Origin of the sequence: Halobacteriovorax sp. JY17 (assembly GCF_002753895.1) — a bacterium.
Lineage (GTDB): Bacteria > Bdellovibrionota > Bacteriovoracia > Bacteriovoracales > Bacteriovoracaceae > Halobacteriovorax.
This window is the reverse complement of the sequence record NZ_NJER01000001.1, coordinates 680,478-697,319: the sequence shown is the minus strand read 5'-3', so window position 1 is coordinate 697,319 and position 16,842 is coordinate 680,478. Positions and strand designations below refer to the sequence as shown.

At 37.9% G+C, this 16,842-nt stretch carries 14 protein-coding genes and 1 riboswitch; of the genes, 3 read left to right on the top strand and 11 right to left on the bottom strand.

Going from position 1 to position 16,842, the window contains the following annotated elements; translation table 11 throughout:
- Positions 1-11: 11 nt before the first annotated feature.
- Genes CES88_RS03145 through lysC form a run of 6 tightly spaced genes read right to left on the bottom strand, consistent with a single transcriptional unit; the run spans position 12 to position 6,047 of the window.
- Positions 12-1,139, bottom strand: coding sequence for a succinylglutamate desuccinylase/aspartoacylase family protein (locus CES88_RS03145; RefSeq protein ID WP_290730824.1), 1,128 nt, complete (start codon positions 1,137-1,139; stop codon positions 12-14).
- Positions 1,139-2,344 carry a PLP-dependent decarboxylase gene (locus tag CES88_RS03140; RefSeq protein WP_290730821.1) on the bottom strand — a complete coding sequence of 402 codons (1,206 nt, stop codon included), beginning with the start codon at positions 2,342-2,344 and terminating at the stop codon, positions 1,139-1,141. Before CES88_RS03140 ends, CES88_RS03145 begins: the two co-directional genes overlap by 1 nt.
- A 16-nt stretch (positions 2,345-2,360) precedes the next feature.
- On the bottom strand, positions 2,361-3,125 hold the full coding sequence (locus CES88_RS03135; RefSeq protein ID WP_290730818.1) for a 2,3,4,5-tetrahydropyridine-2,6-dicarboxylate N-succinyltransferase: 765 nt from the start codon (positions 3,123-3,125) through the stop codon (positions 2,361-2,363).
- A gap of 13 nt (positions 3,126-3,138) precedes the next feature.
- Positions 3,139-4,014, bottom strand: a complete 876-nt coding sequence (gene dapA / locus CES88_RS03130) for a 4-hydroxy-tetrahydrodipicolinate synthase (RefSeq protein WP_290730815.1) — start codon at positions 4,012-4,014, stop codon at positions 3,139-3,141.
- A 9-nt stretch (positions 4,015-4,023) separates the two neighbouring features.
- Positions 4,024-4,695 (bottom strand): dihydrodipicolinate reductase C-terminal domain-containing protein, encoded by a 672-nt coding sequence (locus CES88_RS03125; RefSeq protein ID WP_290730812.1) that lies wholly within the window; start codon positions 4,693-4,695, stop codon positions 4,024-4,026.
- Positions 4,696-4,697: 2 nt separating this feature from the next.
- Positions 4,698-6,047 (bottom strand): lysine-sensitive aspartokinase 3, encoded by a 1,350-nt coding sequence (lysC, locus tag CES88_RS03120; protein ID WP_290730809.1) that lies wholly within the window; start codon positions 6,045-6,047, stop codon positions 4,698-4,700.
- Between the two features lie 61 nt (positions 6,048-6,108).
- A riboswitch (Lysine riboswitch) is annotated at positions 6,109-6,278 on the bottom strand.
- A gap of 110 nt (positions 6,279-6,388) precedes the next feature.
- On the opposite strand from lysC, the gene asd reads away from it, so the two are divergent.
- Entirely contained in the window at positions 6,389-7,504 is a 1,116-nt protein-coding gene (asd, locus tag CES88_RS03115) for an aspartate-semialdehyde dehydrogenase (protein ID WP_365992773.1), read from the top strand.
- 1 nt (position 7,505) lies between these two features.
- Positions 7,506-7,763 carry a hypothetical protein gene (locus CES88_RS03110; protein ID WP_290730803.1) on the top strand — a complete coding sequence of 86 codons (258 nt, stop codon included), beginning with the start codon at positions 7,506-7,508 and terminating at the stop codon, positions 7,761-7,763.
- 42 nt (positions 7,764-7,805) lie between these two features.
- Here CES88_RS03110 and CES88_RS03105 read toward each other — a convergent pair whose 3' ends face one another.
- The 4 genes from CES88_RS03105 to CES88_RS03090 are packed head-to-tail and all read right to left on the bottom strand — an operon-like array spanning position 7,806 to position 14,118.
- Positions 7,806-10,649 carry a kelch repeat-containing protein gene (locus tag CES88_RS03105; RefSeq protein ID WP_290730800.1) on the bottom strand — a complete coding sequence of 948 codons (2,844 nt, stop codon included), beginning with the start codon at positions 10,647-10,649 and terminating at the stop codon, positions 7,806-7,808.
- Position 10,650: 1 nt separating this feature from the next.
- On the bottom strand, positions 10,651-11,313 hold the full coding sequence (locus CES88_RS03100; RefSeq protein ID WP_290730798.1) for a hypothetical protein: 663 nt from the start codon (positions 11,311-11,313) through the stop codon (positions 10,651-10,653).
- Positions 11,314-11,325: 12 nt separating this feature from the next.
- Positions 11,326-13,182 carry a S8 family serine peptidase gene (locus tag CES88_RS03095; protein ID WP_290730795.1) on the bottom strand — a complete coding sequence of 619 codons (1,857 nt, stop codon included), beginning with the start codon at positions 13,180-13,182 and terminating at the stop codon, positions 11,326-11,328.
- Positions 13,183-13,236: 54 nt separating this feature from the next.
- Positions 13,237-14,118, bottom strand: coding sequence for a Hint domain-containing protein (locus CES88_RS03090; protein ID WP_290730792.1), 882 nt, complete (start codon positions 14,116-14,118; stop codon positions 13,237-13,239).
- 238 nt (positions 14,119-14,356) lie between these two features.
- On the opposite strand from CES88_RS03090, the gene CES88_RS03085 reads away from it, so the two are divergent.
- The gene (locus CES88_RS03085) at positions 14,357-15,727 is read left to right on the top strand and encodes a hypothetical protein (protein ID WP_290730790.1); all 1,371 of its coding nucleotides are present in this window, start codon (positions 14,357-14,359) and stop codon (positions 15,725-15,727) included.
- A 115-nt stretch (positions 15,728-15,842) separates the two neighbouring features.
- On the opposite strand, the gene CES88_RS03080 is transcribed toward CES88_RS03085, so the two are convergent.
- Positions 15,843-16,802 (bottom strand): hypothetical protein, encoded by a 960-nt coding sequence (locus tag CES88_RS03080; protein ID WP_290730787.1) that lies wholly within the window; start codon positions 16,800-16,802, stop codon positions 15,843-15,845.
- Between the last annotated feature and the right edge of the window lie 40 nt (positions 16,803-16,842).

Below are 16,842 nucleotides of genomic sequence, written 5' to 3'. Positions count from 1 at the left end.
AAAATCTGTAATTAGGAATAGAAATTTTCCATTACTTGTATTAGTTCGGCTCCACTTGGGACTGAGCTACTTGGATATCGATTAATGACTACTCCGTCGGCGAGGGCCAATACGTCAAATTTGACGGGTTCTTCTCTGTATAGATTTTCAAAGTTAAGGCCTAGCGCTAGAACATCACCTTTCTTAAATACTTCACCAGGGGCGAGCTGGTAATCATAGAGAGCGCCTCTAGGAGCGTAGTAGGTTTTATAATCTTTTAGTTTGCACTTTAATTGATTACTTTTTGGAGCTTCCTTTGGAGGATTCTCTACAATACCTCTGTGATGGAGATAATTTAAGATATATAAGAGATCCGTCTGCGCTTCTTCTAGAGAAATCATTTCTTCTGAGCCTAGCTCGACAGTGTAGGATTCAAATGGGATTTCAAATTCTCTTCCTAGCTTTTTAAATTCACTTTGAAGGTTCACCCATGGCATAAAGGTTGCTTCGTCCATGGCGCCTCCAAATTCATTCGGAATAATTAAGCGGTGAGGGAAGTGTAAATCCTTAGATCTATCTTCAAGGTACTCTGGGACATAGAGGTATCTTGTGGCCACTCCACCAGTATGTAAATCTAGAACGTAGTCGGAGTCTGTTGCTAGCTCTTGGAGAGTTAAATTTAAAAGACCATTATGCTTAGGCCCGTATTCAATGTGATCGGCCTTCTTATTTAGAATAAGTTCTTTTAATAGCTTCTTATATTCCTTGCGGATATCAATATTCTCGCTAGAAAGATGCTTGGCTGCAAATTCAGAAATTTCCTTAGAGCTTTTAGTGAAATCAAAATACAATCTGTTCCAATTATCTCCTGTGTTGGCATTGAATCTACCGAAAGTATAAGTTCCAATTTTTGTATTTAGGGCCAATGGGTTGGCCATTGGAAGAAGTGTGATTTTTCCAATAATTGGATTGTGCTCAAGATATTCTAGGAGTTTGTAAATAACTGCATTGCCTTGGTGTTCAGCTCCGTGAACAGAGGCTTGAATATAACAGTGAGGACCTTCGAATGGGCCATCGACTTCGATTACTTTTAGAGAGAGTTCTTCTCCACTTGGAAGTTCACTGAGTGTGATTTTTCTCTTATTAATTTTATTTGTCATTAGATTAACCAGTCCGATGAGGATTTTATAGTTCTTGGAGTCATCAAATCGCCATTATATAAAATGACTTCAGCAGGTAAATTGTGGCATAGAAAGAAAGGCATTGCCTCAGTGAATCCGTAGGCTCCTGCCTGAGAGAAAACTAGCCAATCTCCTTCATTAATATCACTTGGGAGATCAAAAGTTCCAAGCTTATCAAGGGCCGTACAAAGAGGACCATGTACAGTGAATTCAGATTTCTTAGCGTCACTATCTCTAAACATTTCACATGGGAAAGTTTGATTTGTGAGAGCAGGTCTTGCGATATGATTAATACCACCATCTAAAACAAGGAGCTCTTTTCCGCGAACTGTTTTTCTATCAATAACTTGACTTAGGTAGTGTCCATAGGGGCCAGTGCAGAAACGCCCAAGTTCCATCCAAATTGTTTGTAGATTATATTCAACTTTTAATTTTTCTAAGAGTATATTTACATCTTTAAAATCAATTTCAACTTCACCGTCGGCATAAGGAATTCCAAGCCCACCACCAAGGTCGATAACCTTCATTTCGATTTCTAAATTCTTAGAAAGCTCTTGTAACGAAATAATTGTCTTCGTCCAAATACTTTCAAGCTTAGAGAGATCTAAAATATTACCCCACTGAAAAACGTGAAAGCCCTGAAAGTCTAAGTGGGTACATCTCGTCTTATCAAGCTTCAGCCACTCTTTGGAATCTAGTCCGAAGGGAGTAATTTCGTCGCCACCTAGAACAGATTTCCCTTCGTCCCAGTCGAGCTGGGCGCGCAGGAGAACCTTAGGTCTCGCTCCGAGCTCTTTTGCTATTTCGTCGAGCCAATAGGCCTGATTTAAACTTTCAAGTACGACGACATCTACTTCATTTCTAATCATAGAGCGCAAATACTTTCTAGACTTACTCGGTCCTGTCGAAAGAATATCATCGGGAAGAATCCCTGCGCTTAAAACTTGCTCAAGCTCTCCTTGAGAAGCTACATCTAGACCGAAGTCTAGGTTTCTAAAGATTTTTAAAATCGCGGACATAGGGTTTGCTTTGCAAGCGTACCAAAGTTTTAGAGAGTCACCACGATTTTCTCGCATATAAGTGAGATGATTTTTTAATCCGTCTAAATCATAGAAGTAGAAAGAAGAATCAAGCCTCTTAATCACTCTCTTTAATTGTTCTTTGTGTTCACTCTTTAACTTCACCGAAGTCCCTTCGTTATTATCTTAAAAATTGCTCTAATTCTAAAGAAGCGTCACTCTTCTCATCTCTAAATTTTACGATAAGGGCGCAGTTCATATTGAGTCCCATCTCTTTTGCCCAAGAAAGTTTTGAGTTCACCGGTCTTGTTCCAGGAACAACAATCGCATTCTCAGGAATTGGTTCACCTTTTTCAAGCATTCTCTCATTTACGCAATCGTAAACCGGAACACCTTTAGAGAGAATTACTCCCGGAGCAATTACAGCTCCCTTTAAAACTTGTATTCCTTCAACGATAACAGCACCTGCACCAATAAAGGCATTGTCTTCTATAATCACAGGAGCAAGTCCTACAGGTTCAAGAACTCCACCGATTTGAACCCCTGCTGAGAGGTGAACATTCTTTCCAATCTGAGCACACGAACCAACTAGGGCGTGTGAATCGATCATAGTCCCTTCATCTACATAAGCTCCCACATTGACATAGGCAGGTGGCATTAGGATTACCCCTTTAGCAATATAAGAACCACGTCTAACAGATGTTCCTCCTGGAACCATTCTCACACCTTGTTCTGGTGTAAATTTCTGAGGTGGAAGGTTGTGCTTATCTACAAAACCGTGAAAGTGTTCGTGAGAAAACTCAACCAGATTTCCCGCTTTAAATGATGCGAGAATAGCTTGTTTAACAGCAACGTTTGCAACCCATTTACCATCTACTTTTTCAGCCGATCTAATTTCACCTTTCTCTAAAAGGTCTAGTGCATCTTTCCAATTTAATTCTGTCATATCTCTTCCTTTATTAATTCCATTCATTAATTTTTGAGTGAGATGATCTAAGGATTGAGTCATCTTCAATTTCTTTATGTGTTAACGGTGCTCTTAGAACATTTGTTGAAATTTGCCCATCAATCTGCATAAGTCTTTTTACAGGTATTGGGTTTGAGGCCATAAAGAGTGAGTTTGAACATTCATTCCAAAGTTTCTTCTCATCTGCATTTAGCTCGTTAGCGAGGGCCTTAGTTACATAGAGATGAGTTTTCTTTGCCCAAACATTTGAAGCTACTGAAACAAGACCTTTCGCTCCAAGAGGAGTGTAGTCAGGTAGCATAGCATCGTCGCCACTATAAACAAGGGCCTTTGGAGCTGCTGCTACATATTTTGCAAAATCTTCAGTAGATCCACTTGCTTCTTTTATTGCCCAGAAGTTTGGATGATCTTTTAGCATTTCAATTGCCTCAAAAGACATTTTCACTCCCGTTCTCCCCGGAACATTATAGAGCATACAAGGTCTTGAGCTAGATTCAAGTAGACTCTTAAACCATTCGTACTGTCCAATCTTTCCAGGCTTAGCGTAGAGTGGAGTTACCAGTAGGTAAGCGTGAACATCTAAAGTTTCAAGGTAGTCAACCCAGCTTCTCGTTTGGTTTAAGTTGATGCCACCAACTCCAACCATGATAGGAGCCGTAAGGCCAAGAGAGAGTGTGTGTTCTAGGATTTTTACTTTCTCATCTTCGTCTAAATTTAATGATTCACCAGTACTTCCAAGAATAAGAATTCCGTTTCCAGCACTTTCTTGATCTCTAAGAACTTTTGTTAAGTCTTCATAGTGGACGGAGCCGTCTGCTTTCATTGGGGTGATAACAGCTGTCCATAGTTTGTATTCATTTAAATTCATATAGCTTCCTTAGTTCAGTAATTTATTTAAAGTGAGATCTTCAAAGTCATAGAGACCGTAATCAAGGTCTTCAAAATAGTCGCAGGCCTTGATTGCCCCCGTCGCAAAAATGCTTCTGTCCGTTGCCTGATGCCTAAGAGTAATAATTTCATTTGAAGTTTTAAGTTCAATAATATGATCGCCAACAACATCACCAATTCTCTCATGTGTAATGTCGATATCCTCTTTGGCCCACTCTTTCCATTTTATTGCTGTTCCACTAGGAGCGTCTAGTTTCTTAGTGTGATGGACTTCATGAATCTTATATTCGTATTCGTCAAAGAGATATTGGGCCTTTGCCATACAGTCTGTAATCATCTTATGAATGATATTCATTCCAATGGAGAAATTTGAAGCTTTTATCCATTTACACTTTCCATCTTTAACTTTTTTAGAGAGAGCCTCACTCCACTCAAGGCCAGTGGCCCCTGTCACAATATTTATTTTCGATGCTATTAATTCTTCTGCAAGGGATTCAAAAACTGGACCGTTGACAAAGCAGATTCCCACATCGAAATCTTTAAGCTTTTCTTTGGTGACTCTATTTGTAGAATTAAATATTTCAAAAGACTGGTTTCTCTCTTTTAAAATTGTTGCCACATGAGAGCCGGTCTTTCCATTTCCAATTATTGCGTATTTCAAAATTAGGCTCCAATAAAGTGATGATGCAATTCTTTTACCGCATCATTCGCTCTTGCTTCGTCAACTAAGAAACAAAAATTATGCTTCGATGCTCCTAAACAAATCATGCGCACATTGATATCACCAAGTGCATTAAATATTTGCCCAGCGAGTCCTGCTGTGTGATTAATATTGTTACCTATTAGAGACACTAAGCAAAGATTTTCTTCAATATTTACCGTTGCAAGAGTTTCTAATTCTGTAATCAATTTCTTGTTTAGTAGAGTAGAATCCTCAATTGTTAGAGAGACAGAAATTTCTGAGGTTGTAATACTATCAACACTAATTTTATGTTGGTTGAATATTTTAAAAATTTCGTAGAGAAAGCCGTGGGAGTGGAGCATTTTAGGTGTACTCAATGTTAGAAGACTCTGATCTTTCTTTAGCGCCATCGCTCTAATGAGTGGAGCCTCACTACATTCTCTTCTTATCCAAGTTCCTTTCGCAAGAGGTTCGTAGCTTGATCCCACATAGACAGAGATTCCCTCTCTAAGAGCAGGAGTTAGAGTTGTTGGGTGAAGAATCTTTGCTCCAAAAGTCGCAAGCTCAGCGGCTTCTGAGAACGTGATCTCACTCATAAGCTTTGCGCTTGGAACAATTCTTGGGTCAGTTGTGGCAATCCCTGCGACATCTGTCCAAATTTGCAGGATGTCGGCACCTAAGCCCTCCGCTAAAAGTGCGGCACTATAATCACTTCCACCACGTCCTAGAGTGGTAGTGTGACCTTCTTCATTTTGTCCAATAAACCCTTGAGTGACATAGACAACTTCTCCCGTTTTGCATTTGGCGAGATGTTCATCACAAAGAAGTCGAATTTCTCCAATTAAGGGTTGCGCCTTTCCAAATTGATCATCAGTTCTAAGAACTCTTCTCACATCGAAATTTTCAACAGGTTTCTTTCCATTCCAGACTATTTCCATTGCTCTGGTAAAGAGAAGCGATGACATCCTTTCACCTAGAGATTGGATAGCATCAAAGGCCTTGGCAGAACAATCTCTAAGAAGATTAATTCCCTTGGAGATTGTTCTTACTTCACTAAGAAGACTTTCTAATTCAGTAAGGTCCACAAGCTCTAAATCGCGGGCAATACTATGATGCTTTTCTACTATCTCATTTATAACGACTTCGCACTCCTCCCAAGTAGAGTTAAGGGCAAGTTCGCTGAGTTTTATTAAATTATTTGTTGTTCCATAAGTAGCAGAAACGGTTACTAAGTTTGCTGAATGCTCTAGGGCCACGCCAGCCGATCTCTTCATGGCAACAGCATCGGCCATTGAACTTCCACCAAATTTTGAAACAATAATTTTAGTCATGTACTTCTCCAAGTAGCGCTTTGTCTGTAAAAATGGGCAAGGGGATATCTGATAGAAATAAATTTCTAGAAGTCCTCCACATTGCCTGTGACAGTCCTAGGGATTCAGCCCTAGTAACCAGTAAGTCGCTATTTTGGATTAACTTACTTCGGCAAGTCTTCCCTCATCTACATTCACGAGATCCAAAAATCTTCCTGTAAACTACCTAAGCCATGCGCCTCTTCAATATGAAAATGCTAACTAAAAGTACTCAATTATTCAACTAAGATTTACAAAAAGATAAAAAACTATCAATATTGTGGCTTGTTTTAAGATAATTTTCTTTTTTAAGGATAGAAATGATGAAGAAAGTAGGTTTTGTAGGTTGGAGAGGAATGGTTGGCTCTGTCTTGATGGACAGAATGAATGAGTTAAATGATTTTGATCAATTTGAATCTTACTTCTTTTCAACTTCTCAAGTAGGACTTGCAGCACCGTCTTACTCAACTGATAAGATTTTAAAAGATGCAATGAATATAGATGAACTTAAGGCGATGGATATAATTCTCACCTGCCAAGGAGGAGATTATACAAAGGCGGTCCACTCAGCCTTAAGAAAGAGTGGGTGGAGTGGTTACTGGATTGACGCTGCTAGCGCGCTTCGAATGGAAGAGACGAGTATCATCGTTTTAGATCCAGTAAATAGAAACGTAATAGATGAAGGACTTGATAAAGGTATTAAGGACTTTGTGGGAGGAAATTGTACTGTTTCCCTAATGATGATGGCCCTAGGCGGACTCTTTAAAAATGATGCTATTGAATGGTTAACTTCTATGACTTACCAAGCTGCTTCTGGTGGCGGCGCGAGACATATGAAAGAGCTCCTCACTCAAATGCATACAATTGGCTCTAATTTTGTAAATATGGATCAAACACTTTCGAAAGATATTATAGAAGTGGATAGAATTGTAACTAATTCATTTAGAGATAATTCCCTCGATACAAGCTGTTTTGGAGCACCTCTGGCCGGAAACCTCATTCCTTGGATTGACTCAGCTGTAGATGCAGGACAAACAAGAGAGGAGTGGAAGGGAATTTCAGAGACAAATAAAATTCTTGGAAGAAGAGATAATATCATTCCAATTGATGGAACTTGTGTTCGTATTGGGACGATGAGATGTCACTCTCAGGCCTTTACGATCAAATTAAAAAGAGATATTCCACTAAATGAAATAACTGAAATGATCTCTTCTCATAACGACTGGGTGAGAATTATTGAAAACTCTCCTGAAAGTACGCGAGCACATCTTACACCTGCGGCAGTAAGTGGAACTTTAGATATTCCAATTGGAAGACTTAGAAAAATGAATCTTGGCGGTGAGTACTTAAATGCTTTTACCTGCGGCGATCAACTTCTTTGGGGAGCGGCTGAACCTGTAAGAAGGATGCTCAATATTTTAATAGAAAAGAGTATCTAAGTTGGTAAAGAAAATAGCTCTCTACTTAGTAGGTGCACTTGTGATTATTTCTATATTTCTTGCAAGCTACTTTGATAAGGACAATAACTTAAGAGACGAGGCGATTCGCATGGGAGATACTTTCTACTGTAAAAAGATAGAGGTTTCTTTTATTAAGAAGAAGTGCTTTGAAATTGTTGAGAGAAAATTATCTCTTTTGAAGAAGTGCCGAAGCGAGAATGGTTATAATGCAAAAGAATGTAATAATTTAGCTTACTAAGTAAATAGGGGAGAGAAGTCTCTCTCCCCCCTTTGTCTTTATCTAAAATTCTGAAAATTCAAACATTGAAGCGCTAAATCTTGCATCATTCCCCTTTCCTCCAATGATAATGATTCTATTATCATTAGTTAGAGTGGCACTAAATTGTGATCTTGGCACATTCATTTCAGCCGTAGTCTTTGTTGAGATCCCTGAGTACGGGTCATAGATCTCCGCTGTTTTTGAACAAGTCTTGCATTCATCACTCGTATTTCTTCTTGGAAAGTGCTCCACTTCACCACCCACTATGAAGATCTTCCCGTCCGGAAGAAGAACCGCTTGATGATAGGCTCGAGCTTCATTCATTTCTTCTTTTATCAGGCTAAAAGTTTCTGTTTCTGGGTTAAATATTTCAAATCTATTTACGGCCTTATTTTCTTTGTTAAAGCCTCCCGTAATGAGAACACGACCATCTCTTAACTTTGTTGCCGTATGATGTCCTCGACCAAAGTGAAGTCTAGAATTGATCTTGATGAATCTATTAAACTTTGGATCAAAAATCTCTGCACTTGAAATACCTTCTCCTAATCCTTGGTGATCAACTTTAAATCCTCCAATAATGAGAACACGACCATCATTTAACTTTGTCATCGTGTGACCGGCCCTTGGAACTCTCATTGATCCAACACTTAGAAAGACTTGCTTCTTAGTATCATATATTTCAGCTGTTGCCTGAGAGTCTCTTCCTGTCCAGAATTGATTTCTCCCTTTCCAGCCACCAGTGATGAGAACATTTCCTGAATCTAATTTCGTGGCAACGTGCTCTACCCTTGGGAAATTCATCTCCTGGATTTGGCGACTCATTCCTTGTGTCGAATCGTAAACTTCTGCGGATGTATTTGATCCCCATCCTCCAGTCAAGAGAATGGAATTGTCATCAAGAACTGTCGATGTGTGAAATGATCTCTGCTTAGAGACTTTTCCTGCAGCAAAGAACTCCGTTTGAAAATTAGAGAGAATTCCAATAGCATTCCCCGTACTTGAATCTGACAATCCTCCCGTAATAATTAAGTCACCATTTTCTAGTTTAGATACCCTATGGCCAAGTCTAGAAGGAAGGTTTAAATGATTCCTAGTTAAAGGAATGAACTCGTTATTATATCTATAATCAGCAATGAGACAGATACCATCTTCACTAAATGGACAAGTAATATTAATTCCGTTATTTCTTAAATCTAAAAATCTAATCTTACCTAGATTGGCAAGAGAGTTTGTCATTTCAATTTCGTTATCTGATAATTCAAGATTTACTAAATTAAATAGACGTGAAAGTGGTGAGAGATCTCGGATCTTATTCTCTTTAAGAATTAATCTTGTCAACTTCTCTAGTTTTGCAAGAGAAGAGAGGTCTTCAATATTATTTCCACTTAAATCTAGCTCCGTTAATTGCGGAAGTGTTTCGAGCACTCTTAAGTCACTTAGATTCTTATTGGTAAGTTTTAATATTCTCTGTTTTTCTAAAACTGTTCCAGCAATATAGCAAGCATCGACTGTGATACCTGCCCCTGGAGGAGCGAATGCATCGGGTTCAATCTCTTTAGCTTCTTCTAGGAGAGCATTTATTGATAATTGAGTGGCCTCTGTAGCAAAAGATGAGTTTCCAAAGTCACACCACTGAGCAAATATTTCTTTCTCTACATTAAAATCCTCTTCTATAAACAAGCTTATCCCTGTAGCGCTACTAGGCTCAAACTCTTCCCACACAGCATGACACTCAAGAGGTGATTGGTAGCAATCTTCAATCCCCTCAGCCAGTGAATACATTTGTGTGTAGATCTTTGTTTCCATTTCAACAAATTTGCTTCTCTGTCTTGGGCTGAGTCTCACTGTCCCATTGTTGATCAAAGTGTATGTTAAATTATGTTGCGAAAAAATATCTTCAAACAAGGCACTTAGATTTCTTCTTGTTGCTTTAATTGCTCTTGTTAATGCTGGAGAGAAATTAATATATTCTCCCATGAGTTCATAAGAGTATGCATAGGTGCTAAGAACAGCAGGTCCAATAGGTGAGTTCATATCAGTCTCTGGCTTTATCTGAGACGGAAAACCCACAGTTGTATCTGTGGCATACTTAATAGCATTAGAGAGAACATTCTCGCATTTTTCTAGGTCCCCAAAACTGCAGCTTACAAAGTCTTTTGAACCATTACCATCTTCAGAATAGAATATATCAGAAATCTTTGAGACATCTCCTCCGATTTGAAGAGCAGTAATTGTCACCTTAGTGTCTTTAGAGAAAGAGTTCTTGGCCTGCTTTAAGCTGGCACTTGCTGAGGCCATTGGACCACTCATACTGAAATTTGCTTCAAAGGTTTGCTTTGCCTTCTTACTTGTAAAATCTAGTCTGATACTAAAGAAAATTTTCGCGCCTAAACTTTGCTTATGAGAGAAGTTGTCTCCACAAGTTCTTTGAAATCTCTCTGGATGCCCGGCCCATTTCTTGCCAATCTCATTAAGTTTTGGATCTTTTAACTTTCTTTGTCTAAAGGAGTAATTACCCGTATAGATCGATGAAATTGAAAAAGAGTTACTCGTAGAGCTCTTTAAGAATTTCGCAGAAGCGGAATAGGTGACTGCTCCCATTCTGGCCCTTCCTCCGGCGGCAATACCAAGCTCCTTCGATAACTGTTTTTGACTAATAGACTGTGAAAAGTCTAAATTTGATTCCTGTTTTCCCACATAGACAGGTTGTCCTGTCACACAATTTCCGACAAATGTTTCTTCTTCAGAATTGTAGCCAGCTCCTAACTCAGCTGAGAGCTTGTTACTAGAAGTAATCACATACTCTTTTGAGAGAAGGGGAGAACTTAAAAGTCCTATTATTATAAATAAAATTAGCTTCTTCATCTTAACCTCTATTTCTTTGTTTATTTAGTTCAACGTATTGAATGACTTTCTCTAGTCTTTCGCTCATGTAATTTCTCTTAAATCTCTTAGCGCCTTCTGGCGCAAAGTTGATAAGGGCATTGTAGAGATCAACTTTATCTCCAACAATCGCTCTTCTGATATCTGTATCCTGCGTATCTTCTTCATTGCTACTTAGTAGGAACATTTCAGTCGATTTAATAAGCTCACTTCTGTCAATATGCTTTCGTTGAAGACCATCTATGAGAAAATTTGTGGCATCAATTCTCTTTTCAATAGATTCATCTAGATTTGAAAAATCTTTTGATAAGAGTGTCAGGTAAGCGATTCGAATATTTCTTGAGTTCATAAAGTAACGATCAAGTTCTTCTCTTTCTTCTCTTGATAGAATTGCCTTTGCTCTAAGTTGTTGATGCTTTATTAAGCTATTCTGCTTTTTCAATAAAGCTTCTTTCTTTTTTACTTTGCTCTGCTGAACTTCTTTAGACTTAAAAGGCAAAAGCTTTTGTAGTTTCTCACTAGAGTTGAGATTCTTAATTAAATCTTTATTACTATCACTTCTTAATTCTCTAAAACCTAGGGTTAGAAAAATAATGGCAAGTATGTAGTTCATTTTCTTTTTTGAAAGCGTAAATTTCTTCTTCATATGAATCTCCTGTTAGAATCTTTCGGTCCAAGATTCGTCCACAGAACAAAAGAGACTTCTTCCATTACAGTGAACTTCTTTTAGTAATTTATAATTATCAATTCTTGGTTTTTTCGATAACAGATCAGCTGCTTTAAAAGCACGATCAGAGTCAACCCTTCCTTTACTTCGAGAAGGAAGTCCTTCATCTTCAGCGGATGCCATAATGGCTCTTCTGATTCTAGAGACTTCAAGATCAGGATACTTCTTGGCAATATTGCCGGCGAGAGAGCTAATGATAGCTGTTGCAGTTGAAGTAGAGGGAGCATCTGCAAATATATCGACATACTTTTCACCGCGATTAGAGACCCCTCCAAAACCAAGATCACTTCCCACTATGAGGACGTTCTCTCTCTTCGCTAAAATGTTCTGCGGGCAAAGTGTTGCCGTTTCAGGTGTTAGGTAGGACTTCTCATTCCCCGCAGCAAAGACCCATAGCATTTCTTTTGAAAGTGGATTCTTATCAACCTCACTCCAGATATGATTCGTTAGACAAGCATTCTTATCTAAGTAATCGGAGTATGAGTAATTTACTACACGAAAGCCTTCTTTAAATGTATTTGGGGCCCAATTGTTAAAATCATGAAGACAACTATTTAGGCTAATAGAGGCTACATTCACCATATTCATATAGTTGAAAACTGCTCTGGCGTGAGAGCTTGCGCCTTTTACTCCAGAGCCTAGCTCATTTAAGTTTACAACTCCATTTAAGTAGTCACTTTGATCAGCAACATCTGTTAGCCAACCGTAAACAGAGTTTTGATTAGGACCTTTTTGAAGATTAACATTCTTGGAGTTCCCTTTATCATTTGGCAAGATTCCATTATCGCAGAGAACAACGTTACCCCAGTTATACTTCTTAGCAGTCTTAATTCTTAAGTCATTAGACTCGTCAACTATTGTAGATAAATTCTCTCCGCTTGCTTTCATAGAGAACGAGTAAAGCTGATAGTTAATTATTGGATTATTCGCTTGCCCTTTATCAATAACAAGAATAGTTCTTCCCAATAAGTCGTACCTAGCAGATAGGATATTTAATTCTTCTTCTCTTATAGTTATATAGTCAAAGGCCAAAATTCCTTTGAAGAATTCTCTTGTTCTCTTTATAACAAGATCACCATCTAGGATATGCATGACTTTCTTACAATGTTCTAAACAGCCTTTATCAGAGTAGTAATAAGATTCATCTACATTAAAGTTAGTACCTAGATAATCAATGACCTGTGAATAGTAAGGAGCTTCCTCAGACAATTCTATACTTGAGTGAAAACGTACTGATTCAATAGGGGAGATATCTCCAAAAGACTTTCTAATAAAGACATTTGGAAGAACTGTAGACTTAGAGACCATCTCCTTTGAAATAGTTCTTTGATCCTCTAAGTAATATAGCGTTAGGAAGTTTGGAGCAACGAAATTAGCGAAGTTTGTCTCTTCTATTATTGAAGATAAGTCAAAATTATAGACACTTGTCGAATAGAGATTTTCTTCCGTAAAGATAGAGTAATTTATTAACTCATGTTCATCTCTAACGTTTCTATCTATTGAAATAATTTTTTCCACTTCTAGACATTTAGGAATCTCTTCATAGACAAAACTTCTTCCCTCGCTACATTCACATCCATCATCTCTAAACTCTCCGCCAGCGTACTCACACGCTGAAATAGCACAAGAATCAATGTCAAAATTATTGTCAAACGATGGAGCAATACACTCAAAACTTCTCTGACTAGATATTGTCTTCTTTGGAGCAATAGTATCGCTGGCTGGAGACTTATCGCATCCAAGTCCTATTGCTGAAATTAAAAGTATTTGCGCTAATTTTGTTCTCATAAAATATCCTAGAAAATGCTGACTCAAAGGAGTCAGCATAGAAAAAACTACTTACTATTTAATTAATTCTCCACGAATCATCTTCTTTCTAAGGAGTACTTGATTGGCCTTGTTGGCCTTTCTTTGCTGAACTGTTAAGTCTCCATTGAGTAAGCCTTGAGCAACGATGACACGGTCAGTTTCTTCTGCACCTTCTGTTCTTAGGTTGTAAACTTTTCCTTCAACTTCCTCTTGAGCAATAGAAGTGACAACTTCAATTTCTCCAAACTCATTAAGTAATTTAGATCCAACTTCTAAGTCTTGGGCCACAATGAAAGTTCCGTCAGCTTTTACGAGAGGATGCTCTAGTGTTACGCTTAAGTTCTTCCCGCTATCAGTTGTAAGCTTAATTATTGGATGAACTCCGCTAACGATAGACTTCATATAAGAAAAGACTTTTCCAGGCTTAGTTGCGATTGAGTCTAGGGTTGAATCTTGATCTAGAGTCATTACGTTCTTAATTTCAGATTCAAGCATATCTTTAATAAATAATTCTCTTCCATCAACTAGGATGAGCTGATCTGCTGTGTAACAACCGCCTGCGCAGAAACCTACGATTTCATAATTCTCTGGAATATTACAATCAGCGCTTGCGCTCTTTGGTGGAAACCATCCTAAAGGATTTGAAGGTTCTTTCTTATAGTCTTGATCTAAGAGACCGTAGATCGGGTAGGCAGGTCTCTTAGAACCGTCAGGTGCCGTGTACTCTCTATATGTCCAAAGAATTCTACTATTGGCCACGTCACACTTCATGGCCCATTTCCATCTCTCAGCTGCCTGAGGTTGCGTAAGATTATCTCCCCACGCAGCACATCTGGCTTCCGCAAAACCACCTGCGGCCATTGAGTTTGCGCTCATTAGAATTAATGCGCTTGTAATCCATTTCTTTGCATTCATGCTTTTCCCCTTTCTTGATTAAAATTTCTTGTACATCCAGTAATGCTTATTTGGTGCCAGTTTTTAAGACTGTTAAGTGGCTGAAAATTAGTTTAAGAGCCGTTCCACTTTAGAAACACGTTTCACATCTGGAACAGGTAAACTGCGTCACATTTCCTTAAGACGTTAGAAATTGGTTCCTTTGGGTTGGCCTTTGAATTGCTTTTAGTAGGAGAGTTATAGTTATAAGGAGAGAAGAATGAGTACGCTAAAAAAGATAATACCTTTATTAATTTTACTTTCGTCTAACGTCTATTGTGATGAAATGAAAAATATTAATGAAGTCTTGCTTGAAAGAAAGTTTCCTGTACGAGTAATGGATAAGAATTTCAATGTCACGAAAGAAGATATTCTGGTTGAAGCAAAAGTTATAGGAACTCACTCCTTTATAGGCTCGAATCCTGCAAGAGAGTTCGCAGATAATAGAGTCTGCGATTTAAATGTGAAAGGCATGCTCAACACTAAATTTCAACAAAGTGAAAGTTATGGAAAGATTGATACAATTAGTTTGTATGGTGATTATTCCATAGATAGAGAAAATACCCTTAATCAATATAAGGCCTTTAATGATCAAAATTCATATAGAGGACTTGATTGCGAAAAGAGTATTCTAAGACTAAACTCTTATCTCTTTAAGTGGCAATATCGTAGAGCGATGAAATTAGATAAGGATTTCGTCCTTTTTACTGTTAAAGATATTATTACTCCAGAAGAAAATCTCTTCTTTGTTTATCCAAAATTTAATTTAAGTGAAGAACTCTTAACTTTTATCAATGAGAAAATTATCTCTAATGTATACAAGAGAGTCTTAGATCGTAGTGCTGATGAGTATGAACTAGAAGCTGCGCTAGAAAACAAAGAAGGTGAGGACTGGGGCTATGACTTGCAGGAAAATCTTGTGGAGAAATTTGAGAAAGAAGAATCTCAAAATCTAGATGAAGAAATTACCCTATTACTTGAACAAAATGATTCAATCGACTATCTGGTTGAAAATTTTTGGATAGATCATTGCTTAAGCTCAGATATTGATTATGAACTTTACCTTGCCAAGGATTGCCTCATAAACTTAAGTTCAAATTCAAAAATTGAAAATTTTGTTCAACTAGATAAGCAATGTAAATCTCGTAGAAAATTAGAAAATCTTTTAAGGGATTACTTTCCTTCAAATGGCGAAAAATGCCAAGAAATGGCCCGTGCTGGATACTATGGAAATGAAGCCAAATTAAAAATTTCAGCGATTAAAAATCAAGCCTCAGATTTATCAAATCATTTAGATAGGACATATTTAAAATATAGAAATATATATGAGCGCGTTCTTGATTTGGTAAAAACTGACGGTGATTTGTACGGACAAATTTTACAAAATAAGAACCAATTTGAAAGAACTTTAAAGTCGATAGATTGGGATCATCAATTATTCTATGAAGGCTATAAAGACTTTGGAAAAGAAGAAGAATTAATCAGAAAGCTTGAGAATAATCTTCATAGAATTCCCACAATAATTCGTCCAGGATGGATTGACCCAGTGAGGCCATATGATTTGTCAGGGATAGATTTTCCTAGAAGATGAAAACTAGGAGATAAGGTAAAATACTAGAAATAGGCTCAAATAACTCCCCCAATGGCCACCCCACATAATGGTAATTATATGGGGTACGGGTAGAGATTTTTAAAATCCCCTCAATTTATCTCACACAATAATATTTAAAATTTCTCGTATTAACTGCATGCATACTTCTAACTGGTGATGGATTTCTAAGTCCTGGATGGTAAACCATGGCACTTGAGCCTTGAGCGATTGCCCAAACTGATTGACCAATTCCAACTCCTCCATTCCAGTCACCGTAAGCAGAGATCATTTCAAGTTCTGTTGAATTAGGAAGGCGTCCACCCATGTAGCTACAAGTTCTCATAGCATCACGAGGATCAAATGTATCACCAATGCTTCCATTTGGAGTTCCAAGAAGCGTAATTGATCTTCCATTCATATTGATAGTCGAAGGAAATTGAGTTCTCTCAAATGTTTCAAAAATTCTTGAAGCAATTTGTGACATAACGACTGATGGTTTTCCTAGATCTTGAAAATTCTTTGTAAAACCATCACTTCCAACAAGTGTGATTGTAACTTGAATATTTCCATTACAATTTGGTGCCAGTGAGTATGAACCGTAGGCAATATAGTCAACAAGCGAGTATGAGTCAGCAGGCATATTCCCTACTCTCTGACCATTGTTAACAGCTCTAATAATTGAGCGAATATCATTCATATGCTTAAAGCGAACTTTTCTCTCTCTTACTGGGAAAGAAAGATAGTATGAATCGAGGTAACTTTTAAGAGTATTCTCTAAGGTTACATCCATATACTTATATTGCATTGCTAGTCTTAAATTCTTATCGTAGAGAGCATCGAAGGCCACAAGCATTTCTAGCGCTTCCTTTCCCTTTGCTCCTGCTCCCATTAGCTCGCTCGCCATAGAGGTCATATCGTGCATATACTCACTTCTTGTCTGAGAATAGGCTTGATTGTATTGGCAGAGATCAGCTCCTCTAATGAAAGGAATAGATGCCCAGATATTTGCTGATTTTGCACTACTAAGAGTAGGTGCAGCTACTAAGAAAAGTAGAAGTAATACTTTGATTTTCATAATAATCCCAAATTTAAAATTTACTAAGGCAGATTACAGC